This is a genomic window from Mycobacterium sp. (genome assembly GCF_040509115.1).
Classification (GTDB): domain Bacteria; phylum Actinomycetota; class Actinomycetes; order Mycobacteriales; family Mycobacteriaceae; genus Mycobacterium.
In genome coordinates this window covers 1-19650 of the sequence record NZ_JBEVLO010000075.1, presented here as the reverse complement: position 1 = coordinate 19650, position 19650 = coordinate 1, and the positions used below count along the sequence as shown (strand labels likewise).

The window sequence follows — 19650 nt, the reverse complement described above, 5'->3', positions numbered from 1 at the left end:
CGGTCCGTCTCCCGCGTCGCAAAGGGAACGACGCTCGCTCGCCGGGGGCCGCGGTCAGGGACGCGTGGGCTTGTCGGCCGATACCACCCACATCGAGTAGTACTGAGAGCCGCCGCCGTAGGCGTGACCGAGCGCCTTGCGGGCCCCTTCGACCTGGTGCTCGCCCGCCTTGCCCATCACCTGAATCGCCGACTCGGCGAACCGGATCATGCCCGAAGCGCCGATGGGGTTGCTCGACAGCACGCCGCCCGATGCGTTGACCGGAATCCGGCCGCCTATGGCGGTTTCGCCCGCCTCGGTGAGCTTCCACCCCTCGCCCTCCGCCGCGAAGCCCAGATTCTCCAACCACATCGGCTCGAACCACGAGAACGGCACGTAGATTTCGGCGACGTCGATCTCGTCGATGGGGCTGACGATGCCTGCGTCCGCCCACAGCGCCTTGGCGGCATCTCGGCCCGCCTGCGGATTGACCTGATCACGGCCGGAGAAGGCCAACGGCTCGGTGCGCAGCGCGGTGGCATGAATCCACGCCACGGGATGTCCCTCGGCAATGCGTTGGTCGGCAACCTCCTCGTTGCCGATGACGATCGCCGCAGCACCGTCGGACGACGGGCAGGTCTCGTCGAACCGGATCGGATCCCACAACATCTGAGAGGCCAGCACCTTCTCCAACGTGATGTCCGGCTGATGCAGGTGGGCCAGCGGATTCTTGGCACCGTTGAGGCGATCCTTGACGGCCACCATGGCGCCGATGTAGTCCGGCGCGCCGGAGCGGCGGATATAGGCCCGCACGTGCGGCGCGAAGTAGCCACCGGCACCCGCGCCGACCGGCTTGGTGAACGGCACCGGAATGGACAACGCCCACATCGCATTGCTCTCCGACTGCTTCTCCCAAGCCATGGACAGCACGCGGCGGTACTTGCCCGACTGCACCAGACTCGCGGCCACCACCGCGGTCGACCCGCCGACCGAACCCGCGGTGTGCACCCGGATCAGTGGCTTGCCGGTGGCTCCGATGGCGTCTGCCATGAACAGCTCGGGCATCATGACGCCCTCGAAGAAGTCGGGCGCCTTGCCGACGACGACGGCATCGATGTCGTCGAACGAGCAGCCGGAGTCCTCCAGCGCCCTGTCGATGGCCTCGCGCACCAGGCCGTTCATCGACACGTCCTTGCGCTTGGCGACGTACTTGGTCTGTCCCGTGCCGAGAACGGCAGCATTGTTCTTAGCCATTGGTGCTCAAGCCCTTTCTCTCCGCGCGAGCGCTCATCGGGCTTCCATGACGGCGACCAGATTCTGTTGCAGCGCAGGGCCGCTCGTCGCGTGGGCCAATACCCGCTGGGCCGAGCCGTCGAACACGTGCTGGGCGGCGAAACCGATCCGCTCCAGCCCGGCGACGAACATCGGGTTGGCCGCCAGCGGGCCGCCGGACGGGTTGATGGTCGTCGACGCCCCGAGACCGATGGCATCGCGGAGAATGAGTTGCTGATGGCTGAACGGCGCGTGTAGCTCGGCAACGTCGATCGAGCTCGCGTCACCACCCGTCGCGGCCTTCGCCGAAGCGGCCGTCGACGGTGACGTGACCAGATCGCGAGCCCCGATGATCGGCGTCTCGATGCGATGCTCGATACCGGTTATCCAGGCCGGGTTCTCGCGTAGGTCGCGTGCCCTGTCGCCCGCGGCCAGCACGATCGCGGCGGCGCCATCGGTGATCGGTGCGATGTCGTGGCGGCGAAGCGGGTCGGCGAAGTAGGGACGGGCCAGCAGCTCGTCGATGCTCTTGGCGGGTTTCTCGGAGTCGACGCGTTGCGCGACCGCGAGGGATTCGAGCGCGACCTGGGCCATGTCCTCGGCGGTCCACCTGCCGGAGTCCAGCCCGAACCGCGCCTGCAGACCGGCCGTCGATACCGCGTCCGGCCACAGCGGTGCGACGGTGTACGGATCGGTCTGCAGCGCAAGGACTCTGCGCAATGTGCCTGCCGAGGACTTGCCGAACCCGTACACCAGCGCGGTGTCGACCTGACCGGTCAGGATCTTGATGTAGGCCTCGTACAGCGCCCACGCGGCATCCATCTCCACGTGCGATTCGTTGATCGGTGGTACCGCGCCGATCGAGTCGATCGCGGAGATGAACGAGAAGGCACGCCCGGCAAGGTAATCCGACGAGCCCGAGCACCAGAACCCGATGTCGGTCTGCTTGATGCCGAGGTCGGAGTACAACTGCGCGAAGCACGGCATCAACATCTCGACGCCGTTGGTGGTGCCCTCGGTCCGGCGGACGTGCGGTGCATGGGCGAACCCGACGACGGCAACGTCGCGAAAGGTCATGTCAGATCTCTCCATTCTTCGCGCAAGCGCTCGTGTTGCCTTCTGCTCTTCGCGCAAGCGCTCATCGTGCCTTCTGCTCTTCGCGCAAGCGCTCATCGTGTGCCCAGTCCGCTTCACAGGTGGTGCTTGTAGGAGTCGTACTCGGCATCAGGCTCACCCGTCGGCCGGAAGTGGTCGATGTTGTCGATGCCGAGGCCCCACTCGTCGCGGGGTTTCCAGACCGCCTCGACCCGCATGCCCATCCGCACGTCGGCCGCGTCGATCTCCAGGATGAGATGCAGGAAGGGGATGTCCGCGCCATCGAGCAGGACGTACGCCGCGACGTAGGGAGGCTTGATCTTCTGTCCGGCGAACGGAATGTTGATGATGGCGAACGTGGTCACCGTGCCCCTGTCGGGCAGCTCGACGAACTCGGTGGTGGCCAGGCCCGTGCCCGGGTCGGCTTCGCGCGGCGGAAAGTACACCTTCCCCGAACTGCCGGTCCTCGCGCCGAGCAGCTTGCCTTCCTCCAGGCCTCGCAGGAACGCGCTCTCTGGAAGCGAAGCGGTGTGCTGGATTTCGATCATCGTGGGCACGACGAGCATGGTGACCGGGTCGCGGTCGTCGTGCCCTTCCTCCGGCACGTCCTCGGGGGTGTCGCCGAGCGCGAAGTAAGCGATGTCGGTGATCGCGCCCACGGTCTCGTCGGCCCAGTGCACGTGAACCCGTGCGCCGGTGCTGATCGACTCCGACGAGCCCGCGTCCACCGCATGCAGCAGCGCGGTGTCGGCTCCGTCGAGTTTGATCAGCGCCCACGCGAACGGGCGGTCCAGCGGCTGGCCCTCCAACGGCTGCGGTTGCCAGGTCCACGACAACACCGTTCCGACGCTGGCCACCGGTACGATCTCGCTGAGCGGTTCGTAGGTCACGGGGTCGAACTCGGCGGGTGGAACGTGCACTCGCCCGTCCGATCCGCGGATGCCAACGACGTGGCGTCCGCGCAACTCGGTGAAGAAGCTACTGAGCACCGATCCGACCGAACGGGTGTAGTCGAATGACAGCTTCAGCGGCGCCGAGAGGGGCGGTAGATGGTCATCGATACTGGCCGGGCTACTTTGGCTGGCAGTCACGGCATCGAGTAGAACAGGTTCTAAGAATCGTCGCAAGGACGAGTCTGGACCCCGGGAAAGGGCGAGCCAAATGAAGTTGGGGTTGCAGCTCGGATATTGGGGCGCGCAAGCGCCGACCAACCACGCCGAGCTCGTCGCCGCTGCCGAGGAGGCCGGTTTCGACACCGTCTTCACGGCCGAGGCCTGGGGTTCGGATGCCTACACCCCCCTGGCATGGTGGGGCCGCGAGACGAAGCGCATGCGACTGGGCACCTCGGTCCTGCAGCTCTCGGCGCGCACGCCGACGGCCTGCGCAATGGCGGCATTGACGCTCGATCACCTCTCCGGCGGGAGGCACATCGTCGGGCTCGGCGTCTCGGGTCCGCAGGTCGTCGAGGGCTGGTACGGCGCCAAGTTCGGCAAGCCGTTGGCCCGTACGCGCGAGTACGTCGACATCCTTCGCCAGGTCTGGGCGCGCGAGTCGCCCGTACACGGCGACGGTCCGCACTATCCGTTGCCGCTGGTCGGCGAGGGGACCACGGGCCTCGGCAAGAGCCTCAAGCCGATCACGCATCCGCTACGGGCCGACATCCCCGTCATGCTCGGCGCCGAAGGTCCCAAGAACGTGGCGCTGGCCGCGGAGATCTGCGACGGATGGCTGCCCATCTTCTACTCGCCGCGCATCGCGGGCATGTACAACGAGTGGCTCGACGAGGGCTTCGCCCGACCGGGTGCCCGGCGGACCAGGGAGACCTTCGAGATCTGCGCGACAGCGCAGGTGGTCGTGACCGACGACAGGGCAGGGGTGATGGAGTTGATGAAGCCGCACCTGGCCCTGTACATGGGCGGGATGGGAGCCGAGGACACCAACTTCCACGCCGACGTCTACCGGCGGATGGGTTACTCCGAGGTGGTCGACGACGTCACGGCGCTATTCCGCAGCAATCGCAAGGACGAGGCCGCCAAGGTCATCCCCGACGAGTTGGTCGACGACTCGGCGATCGTCGGCGACCTGGACTACGTCCGCGAGCAGATCAAGCTGTGGGAGGCCGCAGGCGTCACGATGATGGTGGTCGGCGCCCGCTCGCCCGAGCAGATCCACGACCTGGCCGGCCTGGTGTAGTCGCGTTCCGCCGGGCCGGTTGGCCGGTGGGGAGTAGACACTTCTTGCCAGGTGTCTAGAACACGTTCTAGATTTGGTGTGTGACCGAGCACACGATCGCTGGCACCGTGCTGACCATGCCGGTGAAGATCCGCACCGCGACGCAGCACATGGCGATGTTCTCGGTGGACGCCGACGCCGCGCAGCGCATGATCGACTACAGCGGGCTTCGGGTATGCCGGTACCGGCCCCGCAGGGCGGTCGTCGTCCTGATGCTGATGCACTACCTCGACGGGGACCTCGGTCAATACCTCGAATATGGCACCAATGTGATGGTCAATCCGCCAGGCTCGGACGCGACGGGATTCAAGGCGTTGCAGTCCGCTGGCGCCTTCATTCACCACCTTCCCGTCGACCAGGCGTTCACGATGGAGGCCGGCCGGTCGATCTGGGGCTATCCGAAGGTGTTGGCGGACTTCACGATTCGCGGAGCGGACGATCGGGCCGGGGTTCGCGGAGCGGACGATCAGGCCGGAGTTCGCGACCGTCATCACTTCGGGTTCGACGTGAGCATCGACGGCCAATTCGCGGTCGGGATGGACTTCCGGCGTGGGTTGCGCGCCCCGTCAGTCCTCACGTCGAAGACCCAGGTGCATCCCACGTACTCGCACCTGAACGGCGTCACCCGCGAAACTGCAGGGGAGATGCGGCTTTCCGGCGTGCGGTACCGGCCCGGTGGAGTCACGGTGCGGCTCGGCGAGCATCCCTACGCGAGGGAGCTTGCGTCGCTTGGCTTCCCCAAGCGCGCACTGATTTCGAGTTCTGCCGACAACGTCGAGATGACGTTCGGTGACGCCAAGGAGATTGCGTGACTTCCGTTCTTCCGGGGTACGGCCCCGATCTAAAGCCCGACGTCGACCTGACCGATGGCAACTTCTATGCCGACGGGGGCGCACGCGAGGCCTACCGCTGGATGCGCGCCAACCAGCCGGTGTTCCGCGACCGCAACGGCCAGGCCGCCGCCGCGAGCTATCAGTCGGTGATCGACGCCGAGCGCACCCCCGAACTGTTCTCCAACACCGGCGGCATCCGTCCCGACCAACCCGGCATGCCCTACATGATCGACATGGACGATCCCGCCCACGTGTTGCGGCGCAAGCTCGTCAACTCCGGATTCACCCGCAAGCGAGTGATGGACAAGCTCCCGTCCATCGCAACGCTCTGTGACACGTTGATCGACGCCGTCTGCGAGCGGGGGGAGTGCGACTTCGTCCGGGAGATCGCCGCCCCGCTGCCCATGGCCGTGATCGGCGACATGCTCGGCGTGCTGCCCGAAGAGCGGGGCACGCTGCTGAAGTGGTCCGACGACCTGGTCTCCGGTCTCAGCTCACACGTCGACGAGATGACCATCCAGGCCGTGATGGAGGCGTTCGCGGCATATACGGCGTTCACGATGGACATGATCGCCAAACGGCGGGCCGAGCCCACCGACGACCTCTTCAGCGTGCTGGTCAACGCCGAGGTCGAAGGCCACCGGATGGCCGACGACGAGATCGTCATGGAGACACTGCTGATCCTCATCGGCGGCGACGAGACCACTCGGCACACCCTTTCCGGTGGTACCGAGCAACTTCTGCGCCACCGCGATCAGTGGGACCGGCTGGTCGCCTCGCAGGAGGCGCTGCTGCCCTGCGCCATCGAGGAGATGCTGCGCTGGACGTCTCCCGTGAAGAACATGTGCCGCACGCTGACCGCGGACGCCACGTTCCACGGCACCGAGCTGCGCGCGGGCGAGAAGATCATGCTGATGTTCGAGTCGGCCAACTTCGACGAGGCGGTGTTCGGCGATCCCGAGAACTTCCGCATCGATCGAACTCCCAACAGTCACTTGGCCTTCGGCTTCGGTGCCCACTTCTGCCTCGGCAACCAGCTGGCCCGTCTCGAGTTGTCGATGATGACCAAGCGGATCCTCGCGCGGCTGCCCGATCTGCGCCTGGCCGACGGGGCCGAAGTGCCGTTGCGGCCCGCCAACTTCGTCAGTGGTCCCGAGGCGATGCCGGTGGTGTTCACCCCGACGGCGAGGGTCTTGCGCTAGCGTTCGCCCGTCGTGAACCCTCTGCGAGAAACCCCGCGATTCTTCGCACGGGTTTCACGAGCGGCTGGCAATGGCCATCTCGATGCGCCGCAGAATGGTGGCGGGGGTGTCGTCGGCCGTGACCCTGATGACGATCCACCCGAGTGCGTTGAGCTGCTCGGTCCGGCGGATGTCGCGCGTCATCTGACGACGTTCGGTCCAATGGTGCTCGCCGTCGTACTCGACGGCGATCTTCAGGTCCTCCCAACCCATGTCGACACGCGCGACGAGTTGTCCCCACTCGTCGTAGACCGGAATCTGGGTCTCCGGCCGACGCAGGCCGGCGCGAACGATCAGCAGCCGCAACCAGGTTTCGCGTGGCGATTCGGCGCCGGGGTCGACCAGGTCGAGAGCGACCCGTGCCGCGCGTATCCCGTTGCGTCCCTTGTACCGGGCGGCGAGTTGCTCGACGTCGGCCAGCTTCACGTGCGTTGCCCTGGCCAGGGCGTCGAGGGCGGCGATCGCGCGGTCCAACGGAAGGTGGCACGCGATGTCGAGCGCCGTGCGCGCCGCAGTGGTGACACGCATCCCGTCGATCACCTCGATCTCGTCGTCACCGATCCGGTCGGCCCAGGTGAGGACAGCCCCTGGTCGGTGTCGGTTGTCGTAGATCAACTCGGCCGGCGCGTCGGCGCTGACCCACTTGGAGCCGAGCACCGCGGCAGCGGAGCGGCCTGCGACGATGCCGCGGCGACGCGACCAGAGAAACGCAGCCTCGGCCTTCACGCGCGCCGTGACCGTTGCGTCCGCGGCTAGGTAGACACCGGGATAGAGGATCGCGTATCTGCTGCGCAGTTGATACGGCGTGACGTGTCCCGAGTCGACGGCTTCGCGACCGAGAAAGGGCCGGTTCATGGCGAGAGTCTGCCGAGGGGCACCGACAGCTCAGCGCTCGTGAACTGCGTGCGAGAAAAGGGGCCCAGAGTCGCAGACGATTCACGGTGGGCGCAGGTGGGCGCTACTTCATCTGGAAGTTCGGCGCCCGCTTCTCCTTGAACGCCAGCGGGCCCTCCTTGGCGTCGGCGGACAGGAACACCTCGATGCCGATCTTCGTGTCGATCTTGAAAGCGTCGTTCTCGTGCATGCCCTCGGTCTCGTGGATCGAGCGCAGAATCGCCTGCACCGCGAGGGGACCGTTGCCGTTGATCACCTCGGCGATCTCCAAGGCCTTCTCCAGCGCGGTGCCGTCAGGGACGACGTAGCCGATCAAACCGTAGGAGAGCGCCTCGGCGGCAGTGATGTGGCGGCCGGTCAGCAGCAGATCGCAGGCGATGGTGTACGGAATCTGGCGCACCAGGCGGACCGCGGAGCCACCCATCGGGTACAGGCTCCACTTCGCCTCGGAGATGCCGAACTTCGCGCTCTCACCTGCGATGCGGATGTCGGTGCCCTGCAGGATCTCCGTACCGCCCGCGATCGCGGGACCTTCGACGGCGGCGATCAGCGGCTTGGTGAGCCTGCGGCCCTTGAGTAGCCCGTCGATGCGCGTCGGGTCGTAACTGCCACTCTTGAAGGAGTCCCCGGGAGGGGCCTTGGTCGCGGCCTTGAGGTCCATGCCCGCGCAGAAGTAGCCGCCTGCGCCGGTCAGGATGCACGACCGGATCTCCGGGTCGTCGTCGACGCGGTCCCAGGCGTCCACCATTATCGAGAGCATCTCGGTGGAGAGTGCGTTACGTGCCTCCGGCCGGTTCAGCGTCACGATCAGAGTGTGTCCGCGCTGCTCAACGAGGGCGTCGGGGGCCTTTTTGGGCTCGCTCACGGATATCCGCCTTTCAGCGTCGTCGCAGGAGACTCATGACGCCGGGTCACTTGAAAGAAAATGTAACACGTTCTAGTTTAGGTCCTGTGGCCCTCAACATCGCCGATCTAGCCGAACACGCCATCGACGCCGTGCCAGATCGTGTCGCCCTCATCTCGGGGAGCGAGCAACTGACCTACGGCCAGTTGGAGGAGAAGGCCAACCGCCTCGCCCACTACCTCGTCGACCAAGGCGTCAAGAAGGACGACAAGGTCGGACTGTACTGCCGCAACCGCATCGAGATCGTCATCGCGATGCTCGGCATCGTGAAGGCGGGCGCCATCCTGGTGAACGTCAACTTCCGCTACGTCGAGGGCGAGCTGAAGTATCTCTTCGAGAACTCGGACATGGTGGCCGTCGTGCACGAGCGGCGCTACGCCGACCGCGTCGCCAACGTGCTGCCCGAGACGCCGAACGTGAAGACGATCCTCGTGGTGGAGGACGGATCCGACGACGACTTCGAACGCTACGGCGGCGTCGAGTTCTACTCCGCGCTCGAGCAGGGGTCACCGGAGCGCGACTTCGGGCCGCGCAGTGCCGACGACATCTACCTGCTCTACACCGGTGGCACCACGGGCTTCCCGAAGGGCGTGATGTGGCGCCACGAGGACATCTACCGAGTGCTGTTCGGCGGCACCGACTTTGCCACGGGTGAGCCGATCGCCGACGAGTACGACCTCGCCAAGCAGGCGGCCGCGAACCCGCCGATGATCCGGCTGCCGATCCCGCCGATGATCCACGGCGCCACCCAGTCGGCGACGTGGATGTCGCTGTTCTCCGGTCAGACCGTGGTGCTCGCACCGGAATTCAACGCCGACGAGGTCTGGCGGATGATCCACGAGCACAAGGTGAACCTGCTCTTCTTCACCGGCGACGCGATGGCAAGGCCACTGCTCGACGCGCTGCTCGCCCACCAGGAGGCGGGGACCGAGTACGACCTCTCGTCCCTCTTCTTACTCGCCAGCACTGCCGCGCTGTTCTCCACCAGCATCAAGGAGAAGCTGCTGGAGCTGCTGCCCAACCGGATCATCACCGATTCGATCGGCTCCTCGGAGACCGGCTTCGGCGGGACCAGCATCGTGGCAAAGGGCCAGTCGCACACCGGCGGTCCGCGCGTCACCATCGACAAGAACACCGTCGTGCTCGACGAGGACGGCAACGAGGTGGTGCCCGGCTCCGGCGTGCGCGGCATCATCGCCAAACGCGGCCACATTCCGGTCGGCTACTTCAAGGACGAGAAGAAGACGGCGGAGACGTTCCAGACGATCAACGGGGTGCGCTATGCCATTCCCGGCGACTACGCCCAGGTCGAGGAGGACGGCAGCGTCACGATGCTCGGCCGCGGCTCGGTGTCGATCAACAGCGGGGGCGAGAAGATCTACCCCGAAGAGGTGGAGGCCGCGCTCAAGGGCCACCCCGACGTGTTCGACGCCCTAGTGGTCGGCGTGCCCGATCCGCGATTCGGCCAGCACGTCGCCGCCGTCGTGCATCCGCGGGAGGGGGCCCGTCCCAGCTTGGCCGAGCTCGATGCCTTCGTGCGCAGCGAGATCGCGGGTTACAAAGTGCCGCGCAGCCTTTGGTACGTCGACGAGGTGAAGCGTTCACCCGCGGGCAAGCCCGACTACCGCTGGGCCAAGGATCAGACCGAAGAGCGGCCCGCCGACGACGTGCACGCCAAACACTCCGTGACCCAAGGGGTTCAGACCTAAATGCGCACCGAACTCTGCGACCGCTTCGGCATCGAGTACCCGATCTTCGTCTTCACCCCCTCGGAGAAGGTGGCCGCCGCGGTCACCCGAGCTGGTGGCCTCGGCATGCTCGGCTGCGTGCGGTTCAACGACGCCGACGATCTGGAGACCGTCCTGCAGTGGATGGACGCGAACACCGACGGCAAGCCATACGGCGTCGACATCGTGATGCCGGCCAAGGTGCCAACGGAGGGCACCAGCGTCGACATCGACAAACTGATTCCGCAGGGCCACCGCGACTTCGTCGCCAAGACGCTTGCCGATCTCGGTGTGCCACCGCTGCCAGAGGACGAGGAGCGCTCGGAAGGCGTTCTGGGCTGGCTGCATTCGGTGGCTCGGTCACACGTCGAGGTGGCGATCAAGCATCCGATCAAGCTGATCGCCAATGCGCTGGGCTCACCCCCGAAGGACGTCATCGACCAGGTGCACGCGGCGGGTGTGCCGGTCGCCGCGCTGGCGGGCAGCGCGAAGCATGCGCAACGGCACGTCGACAACGGCGTCGACATCGTCATCGCCCAGGGGCACGAGGCGGGTGGCCACACCGGTGAGATCGCCTCGATGGTGTTGGTGCCCGAGGTGGTCGACGCCCTCGACGGCAAGGCCGCGGTGCTGGCGGCCGGCGGAATCGGCTCCGGCCGTCAGGTCGCTGCGGCGTTGGCCCTTGGTGCGCAAGGCGTCTGGATGGGCTCGGCGTTCCTCACCGCTGCCGAGTACGACCTGGGGGAGAGGCTGCCGTCCGGTCGTTCGGTGATCCAGGAGGCCATGCTCGCTGCGACGTCGAGCGACACCGTCCGGCGACGCATCTACACCGGAAAACCCGCCCGGTTGCTCAAGAGCCGCTGGACCGAAGCGTGGGACGCCGACGGCGCGCCCGAACCGCTGCCGATGCCGCTGCAGAACATCCTCGTCAGCGAAGCGCACCAACGCATGAGCGAGTCGACGGATCCAACCACCGTCGCGATGCCCGTCGGCCAGATCGTGGGACGGATGAACGAGATTCGGCCCGTCGCCGATATCATCGCCGAACTCGTCAGCGGTTTCGAGGACGCCACCCGACGCCTCGACGACATCCGCGGTTGACCGCGCGACCCGTGGCCGCGGTCAGTTCGTGATGGTGGACTGCGAGTCGATCACGTCGGTGGCCGCGCCGATCACGTCTTCGGAGCCGACGGGGCCGTGCGCGTTCAGCTGGATGACGTACATCTCGTTGGAGCTGATGGGAACGACGACGGTCGTCTGGGCAATGAACCGGGTCTGCCCGTTGTCCACCCAGGTACCGCCGAGCTGGTAGGCGTCGTAGCCGCCGAAGGTACCGGTCTCGCCGTCGTCAATCGGACGGTAGCCTCGCAGGTTGTTCAGCTCTCCCGGGGCATTGTCGAGCAGCCTCTGCGGGTCGCCATTCCCGCTCAACCGCGAGTACAGAACGACGATCCGCGGCGGGTCCGCAGCCAGATCCTGACCCGCGTACTGCATGATGCCGAAGAACCCCTCTGGCACGTCGGCGCCGCCGAGTCCCTCCCAGTCGGGCGGGATGGGGATGTAGAGCGTGGGGGCGGTGGCGTCGTTCGGAAGGATCGACGTCTCGGTGAGGCCGCTGGTCTTGACGTAGTCGGCGATCGTCTCCTGCGGTCGCGCCGGTCGTGTCGTCGTGGTGCCGTCACCGGGGCCCGATGCGCTCGAGCTGGGCGTCGTGGTGGCGGAGCCATTGCCGAACAGCCAGTCCGGCTGCGCGGCGATCACCGCGACCACCGCCACGACCAAGAGCACCGCGCAGGCGATTGCCGAGATCGCCAGAATCGGCTTGCGCCCCTTGGTGTTCGCGCCCCCGGGACGCTGGTACTGGGGCAGCGGAGCGGACTGATGCGGTGGCGGTGGCGGTGGCGGTGGCTGAGCCGGGGGCGGCGGTGGATGAGCGGCGAAGGGCGCCGGGGTGGGTGGCCGGTGCCCGCCGATCGGCGCGCGATATCCGGGGGGTGCCTGGCGCGGCGGGACCGCGGTTCTCGCTTCCGGGGGTGCGACCAGCGCGGCCTTGGCGGCGTGGGCGAAGTCCGTCGCCGACTGATAGCGCTCACTGGGAGTCTTTGCCATCCCCTTGGTCACCACCGCGTCCAGTGCCTGCGGCAGACCCCGCACGATGTGCGACGGGCGTGGCGGCGGGCTCTTCAGGTGGCCGGTGACCTGCTGCTCGAAGCTGTTGCCCTCGAAGGGTTTGACCCCGGTGAGAGCTTCGTGCAGCACGCAGGCCAACGCGTAGATGTCGGCGGTCTTGTCGGCTTCTCCGGTGGTGAACCGTTCCGGTGACATGTAGTGCCAGGTACCCATGGTGCTGCCTGCCTGGGTCAGCTTCGCCTGACCGGAGGCCTGGGCGATGCCAAAGTCGATGAGGTAGGTGAAGTCGAACTTCGCGACCAGGACGTTGGAGGGTTTGACGTCGCGGTGCACCAGGCCGATCTCGTGCGCCGCGTCCAGTGCCATCGCGACCTGCTCGACGATCTGGATCGCACGGCTCGGAGGCAGTGGCCCCTCGGCAATCAGCGTCTGCAGATCGCTTCCGTTGATCAGCCGCATGTCGACGAACAGTCGGCCGTCGATCTCGCCATAGTCGTGGATGGGTACGACGTGCGGCTCGTTGAGGCTGGCGGCAGCGTGGGCTTCGCGGCGAAAGCGTTGCTGGAAGACGTCGTCGTTCGCCCAGTGTGGCAGCAGGACTTTGACGGCGACGACGCGGTCGGTGGCCGTGTCCCTGGCCCGCCACACCTCACCCATTCCGCCGCGGCCCAGCAGTTCGAGCAGTTCGTAGCGTCCGAACGGGGTCCCGTCCATGGCACCATCCTTCGCGCGTCACGACGAGGTCGATTGCACCTACCACCTCGTGCCGAACAGTATGGCGGCTGGCGTCGCGCAGCTTCGACGGACACGGTGTTGCGGGCCATCAGTCGATGGTCTTCCGTGGCGATCGCACCGCCGCAGCACCGATGGCGGCGGACAGGCGAGGTTGCTCTGGACGTGTCCGATTCGTTCACGACATCCAGGGGTGTCCGGCCTACCGTTCGAGGAATGGATTACGCACTGCAGTCAGTCGTGGTGGAGATCGTGGCGAAGGACGTCGCACGGTCGTTGGACTTCTACCGTTTGCTCGGCCTGGAGGTGCCGGACCCGGAGGGGCCACACGCCGAGGTCGCGCTGCCAGGGGGCAACAAACTGGCCTTCGACACCGAGGAGGTCATCGCGGGCATGCACCCAGGCTGGGCGCCGCCCGAGAGCGGCGGCCGGGTGGCGATCGCGTTCGGCTTGGCGGAACCGGGTCACGTCGATGCCGTGTTCAAGAAGCTCACCGCCGCAGGGCATCTCGGCACGCTCGACCCCTTCGACGCTCCGTGGGGGCAGCGCTACGCCACGGTCGAGGACCCCGACGGCACCTCGATTGATCTGTTCGCCTCGCTGGGTTAGCGACCTGTCAGTGCGGTCACCGTGGTGCCCGCGAATGCGCGGACCTCGCGGTGAAGGTGGGGCTGGTCGGCGTATCCGGTCGCGACGGCGACGTCGGCCGGCAGTGCGCCCCTGTGCAACAGCGCAACGGCCCTGCGAAAGCGCAGGACCCGGCGCAGCGTCGCAGGTCCGTATCCGTAGACGGCGCGACATTGTCGCTGCAGCGTGCGGCTGGACCATCCGACGTTCCGCGCGAGGTCCGCGATCGACGACCCGGCCGCCAGGCTGCGGGTGACGTGCCTAAGCGTCGGCATCCGCCACGGCGCGGTCTCATTCGTCGGCGGCTTGGCGGCCAGCTCGACGGCGATTTCGGCGAGCGTCGAGCCGGGCCGGACGGCGCATATGTCATCGAGCGGCACCCGTCGGTCGACCAGCTCCGCGGCGGGTATGCCCAGTAGCCGCGGAAGGACGCCGGGGTGAAAGCGCAAGCCCGCCAAAGGTTCCGGGCCATGCGACGTGACGGTCGCGGTGACGTCGGGACCCGCTACCACGATGTGACCATCCATGCGGATCAGGTCCATGCATCCGTCGGGCAGCACGTGCGCGTGCCCCGCGCCCCCGTCAGCCGTCCATGCGGTCTCGACGAGCTCACCGAGCTCGCTGGGTGGCGCCGACTCGCGGTAACCCATGCACTCGACCATAGCGATCGGCCCCGACACGTGCCTTGTGTCTAGCCGGGAGAGACGACGACCCGCCCGTCGGGCCGCCCGTAGACGACATACGCCAGCCAGGTCGGGTCGCCGTCCTCCCTGGTGGCTCTTCGAGCTGCAACCGCCGCTTGCGCAACCGTCTGGCCTGCGATGAGTTGGGTGTAGAACTCCTCGCCGAAGCGGCGGGCGGGTTCGTCGAGCACCGACCACAACGTGCTGACGAAGATGCCTGCGCCGCCCTTGAGGAACGCTTGTGCGAACCCGCCCACCTGGGTCAGCTGGTACCCCGCCCGACCTACCTGGCAGGCGTTGAGGAACACGAGGGGACGGTTGCCCCCTCCGTCGCGCAGGTGCGCGAACTGCTCGACCATGGTCGAGGTCAGCGGTACCGGAGTCCACGCACCGTTGTCCCGGCGGACCTGCAGGATCAATCCGGCGTTGGAGATGTCGTCGTTGGTCGCGGCGCCGTGCCCTGCGAAGTGCAGGAGGTCGAACTGCCCGGGCCGTTCGATCAGCGACATGACGGTCTCCACGTCGGCGTTGACCTCGGTGGCAAGGAACGTGGACTTGAGGTACTCGAGTTCGGCTCGGGTGGCGGGAAGGCTCCAGCCGGACTGTGGTGGATAGTCCGGGGTGATCGTGCTGACCCTGCCCTTGGTCACCGTCACCTGGCGCGGCGCGTACCTGGCGCCGTCTATCCACCTGACCAGGCCAAGGTTCGCCAGGAATAGTTCCTCGTCGGGCAGCGTGCCATTCGGCTGCTTGAGATGCACGACTTCCCAAGGGATCAGGGGGTCGATGCTGTTGACCTGGATCTGTTTGATCCGGTCACGGTTGTCCCAAAGCTGACGCTGGATCGACGCGGGCAGCAACTCGTCGAAGAGCTGGCCGCCGAACGCCCGCAACGCCCGGTTGAAACCCCGCGCGTCGCCGCTGGTGTTCCAGTCATCTTCGATCTTTCGGTACAGCGACGTCACGTAGGCGAGCCGATCACCCTTGATCGGCTCGGTCAGTGCGCGCTCGACGACGTCGAGGGACTCCGACTCGTAGCGGACGTCGAACTGGGTCTGCACCACGGTCTGCCTGCCGTCGGGCCCAAGCGCCACGATGGTGTTCTCGTCGATGATCAACCGGTCGCACGCCGTGGCGTCCGGCATCGGTGGCAGGTCGGCAGTCACCGAGACCAGTTCGGGCACCACGGCGGGGGTGCCGTCGGTGACCGTGACGTCGAGGACGATCTTGACCAGGTCGACGGGTCCCTGCCCGGCGATCACCAGTAGCTGACCGGGACCCGCGTGGGCGCCGGTGACGGAGAACCGCAGACTCCGGGGTTCGCCTGCGGCAGGCGGAGCCACGGTGGCGTGCTTGTCGCCGTTGACGATCAGATTGACCCTGGGCACCACGTGCACGGTGATCGGCTTGTCGGTGTGAAAGTCGGCGATGCCGAGCCCACCAGCCGGACCGGATGGCGCCGCAAGCTCTTCGAGTGAGATATCCACCAGCACGAGCGATTCCGACTCAGTGCTGATGACGGCGTCGGTCTCCGCGCGAAAGTAGGCCTGTGCGACTGGCGGCGTTGCCGCGGGGGGTGTCGGCTCGCCGGGCCCTCGGGTGGTTCCTCGCCGCCCGTGCGATGGCGGCGGCAGCGGGGCGGCCTCGACGCCCCGTTCGGACGCCACGCCAATGGGGGACCCATCGTGCAACACGACGGTTCTTGCCGCCCAAGGGTTCTGGTCGTCTACCTGCCGGGAGGGCAGGATTCGGATCGAGCTGGTGACCGGTGACGCGTCGGCGCCCGTCAGCATTCCGGTGGGGCCGATCGAGAGGCTGGGGGCGGAGTCACCGCTGAGTGAGATGAACTCGTCGGGAGTGAAGGCGTAGTGCTCGATCTCGCCGTCGATGGTGAGATTCCGCACCACCGCGAAGTCGGGATTGCTCGCTTCGACCTGACGCCATGCCACTGCCAACGGAGTGTCAGAGTCGATCACCACGAAGTTGGTGTCCACCGCGGGTGGCATCGTGCGTACCGTCTCGCCGACGGGCGGCGACGTATCCGGCGGCCCAACGCTTGGCGGACCACCGCCGCCGAGCAGCCATGCGTGCAGCGACTGCACCACGGACTCGTCCAGGAAGTAGGCGCAGTGGTGCGTTCTGGGGTCGTTGTCCAGCCTGAACGATCCGATCAGGTCCGGCGACTGCACCGCCGTCATCGACGCCACGTCGACCACCAGGTCATTGGCAGCGTCCATCATCAGTTGGTCGACGAAGCCGTCGGCGAGTCGACTTCTCAACTTGGCAGGCAGCGACGTCGGAGTGGCCGCTTGCCCGACCTCGAAGTTGGACGTCACGGCGTAGTAGGCCGCCTCGACGGGCTGGGCGGTTCCGTTCAAGGCGGTTCCGTTCAAGGCGGTTCCGTTCAAAGCGGTGATGAACGTGCCGCCCGGCACCATCGCCCCCAGTCCCGGCACCCTCTGCTCGTCGGCAGCCTCGGAGACGATCGCCTTGACCAGGATGGCCAACGCCTGAAGCGATTCCTTCAGGATCAACGCCACCGTCGTCGCGGGCGGTGCCGCGAAGGCGACCACCCGGCACGCCGCAACGGCGAGGTTGGTGTAGAGATCGATCAGCGCGTTCCAGTTGTCCTGGCGCGCCAGGAGCGTTCCCCCGTTGGGTCCGGCCACCATCACGGCGCTGGTGACGGTGACGTCGACGTCGTCCTGCAGCAGATGTTCGATCAGGCTGCGCACCACCAGGGCACCGCGGCTGTGGGTGATGACGTCGACGTCCATACCCGCCCCGGCGTGCAACGTCCGCAGCAGATCGAGCAGCTGCTCGGCGTTCTCCAGTGGGTCCTCGCTCAGCGTGCGGTGGTCGAAACCGATGACCGCGTCATACTCGGCGATGGCGGATTCCAGGAAACGAGTCCCGGACTCCGTTGCCACCAGCGAGCCGAATCCGCCGCGGGTGGTGCTGAACGTGCCGTGAATGAGGAGCAGGATCCGGGCGCGCCCGGTGGTGGCCAACGCGGGTGGCCACGTCCACGACTCGGGATGGGTGTCACCGATGGCAACCAGGCGCGGCTCGATCGAACGCTCCATGCGCTTGACCATCTGACCGATCACCAGCCGCGCGAGGAAGCGAAAGACGATGGTGGTCAACGGCTTGACGATGAGATCGCCAATCGGTCCCCGTCTGCGGGGGCCATCGGCCGGGGCGGGGGTCATCGGGATTTCGAACGTGACGACGGTCTGCGCGGGACCTCGGCTCCGAGAACGCGGCACCTGCTTGGCCCCCGTCACCCACGTGTAGTACCCGTCCTGCTCGACGAGGACGACGGCCTGTTCGTCGGGGTCCACGTCGACGCGGAGCACCGCGGGGGCCGCTGCCTGGCCGCGTCGCCGCGGAGGGGCCGCACCGATGGTCAACGACACGGTGTCGACCGCAGTGAGCTGGTCGCCGAACGCCGCCGCCACGGCCTCGGGTGACACCGGGTCGGGCGCGTCGGATCGGGTCCCGCGACGCCGCGGACCGTTGAGCGGCTCGGCGATCGACACGCCCTCGGGAAGCTCGAATTCCAATACACCGCGGCGAATCGTGGTCATGTAGGCCCCCTGGTCGAGATCGCGTCCCGACTAGTCAAACTCACCGCGGGGGTCGAGAACGTGAGTATCGGACTACGCGATCCGGGGTCGGGTACGCGGGTGTCAGGGACGCGGTATCGCGAAGACGGGATCTGCGCAATCCAGCGCCTCGGCCGAGAGATGCCGCTTGATCACCTTGAACGTCTCGGTCCGCGGCAGCGCCGCGCCCACTCGGACGTAGGACGGCCACTGCTTGGGGCCGAGATCGCGCTGATCGGAGAGGAAGCGCGCGAAGGCGTCGCCGTCGAACTCGGCGCCATCGACCAGCACCACCGCGGCCATCACCCGGTCCCCCACGATCGGATCGGGAATGGGGTAGACCGCCGCTTCCAGGATGTCGCCGTGTCGCAGGATGATCCGCTCGATCGGTGCGGTGCCGAGGTTCTCGCCGTCGACCCGCATCCAGTCACCCAGCCGGCCTGCAAAGTAGACGTAGCCTCGATCGTCGCGGTAGGCGAGGTCGCCGCTGTGGTACACCCCGCCCGCCATGCGCTCGGACTCTGCGCCATCGTCGCCGTAGTAGCCGCGGAACCAACCGCGACCGGTCGGGTTGACCAGCTCGCCGATCCTCCCGACCTCGCACGGCTCACCGGTGTCGACGTCGACGATTGCGATCTCGTCGGTGAGCGGGCCGAGCGAACCCTCCGGAGTGTCGGGGGTCCGCGCGATCGCGATGCCGCCCTCCGTCGAGCCGAAGCCGTCGACGACGATGACACCGAACCGCTCGGCGAACCGCGGCAGGTCACGCGGGGCGCCTTCGTTGCCGTACATGAACCGCAGCGGATTGTCGGCGTCGTCGTCGCGCGGCGGGGTGGCCAGCACGTAGGACAACGGCTTGCCGACGTAGTTGGCGTAGGTGGCGCCGAAGCGCCGGACGTCGGGAATGAACTGCGACGCGGAGAACTTGCGCCGCAACGCGATCGAGCCACCAGCGGCCACGGCGACCGCCCAGCCCGCCATGATGGCGTTGGAGTGGAACAAGGGCATCGACAGGTAGAACGTGTCGTCTCGGCCCAACCCGAACCGCCCCGCCAGCATGGCACCGGGAAAGGCCACCTTGTCGTGCGTGACCCGGACCGCCTTGGGCTCACCGCTGGTGCCCGAGGTGAAGATCAGCATGTAGAGGTCGTCGGGCTTCGCGGCGACGAACGTGACCGGCATGTCGACGTACTCGGCGAGTTCGGTTGTCCAGCCCGGTGATTCGACGTCGATGACGGTGACGCCCTCGGGGGCGCCGTCACCAAGCGTGGCCATGTCGTCGGTCAGCACCAGTTGGCAGTCGGCGCGCATCACGTCACGGGCGAAGGCGTCGCCACGCCGCGTCGGGTTGAGGCCCACCGGCACCAGACCGGCGAGCCCGGCCGCGACGAGAACCGTCGAGAAGAACGTCGTGTTGCCGAGCAGTACACCGACGTGTGGCGGCTTGGCGAGGTCGAGCCGCGCGGTCAGGGCGGCGGCCAGTTGGGCGCCCGCACGAAGGTGATCGCGCCAGGTGACGAACGAATCGCCCTCGTAGACCCCCCGATCGGTGACGTCGACGAGCGGAGCCAGTAGGTCCGTGACGGTGGGGTGGCGCGCTTCGGTCACCGGCGGTGAGTTCAGGCGGGCGGGGGGGGCCGCGCCCCCGCCCGCCCCACCACCCGACCCGGGGGGGCACCCCCCCCCCACAGCG

15 protein-coding genes are annotated in these 19650 nt (G+C 67.1%); 6 read left to right on the top strand and 9 right to left on the bottom strand.

What is annotated here, in order from left to right; genetic code table 11:
* Window positions 1-54 precede the first annotated feature (54 nt).
* From ABW137_RS06320 to ABW137_RS06310, 3 genes are all read right to left on the bottom strand, one after another.
* Window positions 55-1233 (bottom strand): thiolase family protein, encoded by a 1179-nt coding sequence (locus tag ABW137_RS06320; RefSeq protein ID WP_526398017.1) that lies wholly within the window; start codon window positions 1231-1233, stop codon window positions 55-57.
* A 33-nt stretch (window positions 1234-1266) separates the two neighbouring features.
* The gene (locus ABW137_RS06315) at window positions 1267-2328 is read right to left on the bottom strand and encodes a beta-ketoacyl-[acyl-carrier-protein] synthase family protein (RefSeq protein WP_526398015.1); all 1062 of its coding nucleotides are present in this window, start codon (window positions 2326-2328) and stop codon (window positions 1267-1269) included.
* 113 nt (window positions 2329-2441) lie between these two features.
* Window positions 2442-3437 (bottom strand): Zn-ribbon domain-containing OB-fold protein, encoded by a 996-nt coding sequence (locus tag ABW137_RS06310; protein ID WP_526398013.1) that lies wholly within the window; start codon window positions 3435-3437, stop codon window positions 2442-2444.
* Between the two features lie 70 nt (window positions 3438-3507).
* Here ABW137_RS06310 and ABW137_RS06305 point away from each other — a divergent pair, with 70 nt between their 5' ends.
* From ABW137_RS06305 to ABW137_RS06295, 3 genes are all read left to right on the top strand, one after another.
* Entirely contained in the window at window positions 3508-4539 is a 1032-nt protein-coding gene (locus ABW137_RS06305; protein ID WP_526398011.1) for an LLM class F420-dependent oxidoreductase, read from the top strand.
* 80 nt (window positions 4540-4619) lie between these two features.
* Window positions 4620-5390 carry an acetoacetate decarboxylase family protein gene (locus tag ABW137_RS06300; RefSeq protein WP_526398009.1) on the top strand — a complete coding sequence of 257 codons (771 nt, stop codon included), beginning with the start codon at window positions 4620-4622 and terminating at the stop codon, window positions 5388-5390.
* Window positions 5387-6613 (top strand): cytochrome P450, encoded by a 1227-nt coding sequence (locus ABW137_RS06295; RefSeq protein ID WP_526398007.1) that lies wholly within the window; start codon window positions 5387-5389, stop codon window positions 6611-6613. The genes ABW137_RS06300 and ABW137_RS06295 overlap by 4 nt, the downstream gene beginning before the upstream one ends.
* Before the next feature lie 54 nt (window positions 6614-6667).
* On the opposite strand, the gene ABW137_RS06290 is transcribed toward ABW137_RS06295, so the two are convergent.
* Together ABW137_RS06290 and ABW137_RS06285 are read right to left on the bottom strand one after the other, a co-directional pair.
* The gene (locus ABW137_RS06290) at window positions 6668-7507 is read right to left on the bottom strand and encodes a DUF559 domain-containing protein (RefSeq protein WP_526398005.1); all 840 of its coding nucleotides are present in this window, start codon (window positions 7505-7507) and stop codon (window positions 6668-6670) included.
* A gap of 103 nt (window positions 7508-7610) precedes the next feature.
* Window positions 7611-8411: a crotonase/enoyl-CoA hydratase family protein gene (locus ABW137_RS06285; RefSeq protein ID WP_526398003.1), complete on the bottom strand. Its 801-nt coding sequence runs from the start codon at window positions 8409-8411 to the stop codon at window positions 7611-7613.
* Between the two features lie 35 nt (window positions 8412-8446).
* Between ABW137_RS06285 and fadD19 the strand changes: the two genes are divergently transcribed.
* Both fadD19 and ABW137_RS06275 read left to right on the top strand, forming a co-directional pair.
* A complete protein-coding gene (gene fadD19 / locus ABW137_RS06280; RefSeq protein WP_526398001.1) occupies window positions 8447-10159 on the top strand; it encodes a medium/long-chain-fatty-acid--CoA/3-oxocholest-4-en-26-oate--CoA ligase in 1713 nt (570 codons plus the stop codon).
* Complete coding sequence (locus ABW137_RS06275; protein WP_526397999.1) at window positions 10160-11278, top strand: NAD(P)H-dependent flavin oxidoreductase; 1119 nt, start codon at window positions 10160-10162, stop codon at window positions 11276-11278.
* A gap of 21 nt (window positions 11279-11299) precedes the next feature.
* Here ABW137_RS06275 and ABW137_RS06270 read toward each other — a convergent pair whose 3' ends face one another.
* Entirely contained in the window at window positions 11300-13021 is a 1722-nt protein-coding gene (locus ABW137_RS06270) for a serine/threonine-protein kinase (protein WP_526397997.1), read from the bottom strand.
* Between the two features lie 234 nt (window positions 13022-13255).
* Between ABW137_RS06270 and ABW137_RS06265 the strand changes: the two genes are divergently transcribed.
* Complete coding sequence (locus tag ABW137_RS06265) at window positions 13256-13648, top strand: VOC family protein (protein WP_526397995.1); 393 nt, start codon at window positions 13256-13258, stop codon at window positions 13646-13648.
* Here the strand turns inward: ABW137_RS06265 and ABW137_RS06260 are convergent.
* From ABW137_RS06260 to fadD17, 3 genes are all read right to left on the bottom strand, one after another.
* Complete coding sequence (locus ABW137_RS06260; protein ID WP_526397993.1) at window positions 13645-14316, bottom strand: helix-turn-helix domain-containing protein; 672 nt, start codon at window positions 14314-14316, stop codon at window positions 13645-13647. The genes ABW137_RS06265 and ABW137_RS06260 overlap by 4 nt on opposite strands.
* A gap of 41 nt (window positions 14317-14357) precedes the next feature.
* A complete protein-coding gene (locus ABW137_RS06255) occupies window positions 14358-17939 on the bottom strand; it encodes a CHAT domain-containing protein (RefSeq protein WP_526397991.1) in 3582 nt (1193 codons plus the stop codon).
* Between the two features lie 102 nt (window positions 17940-18041).
* Window positions 18042-19565, bottom strand: coding sequence for a long-chain-fatty-acid--CoA ligase FadD17 (gene fadD17, locus ABW137_RS06250; protein ID WP_526397989.1), 1524 nt, complete (start codon window positions 19563-19565; stop codon window positions 18042-18044).
* Window positions 19566-19650: the final 85 nt, after the last annotated feature.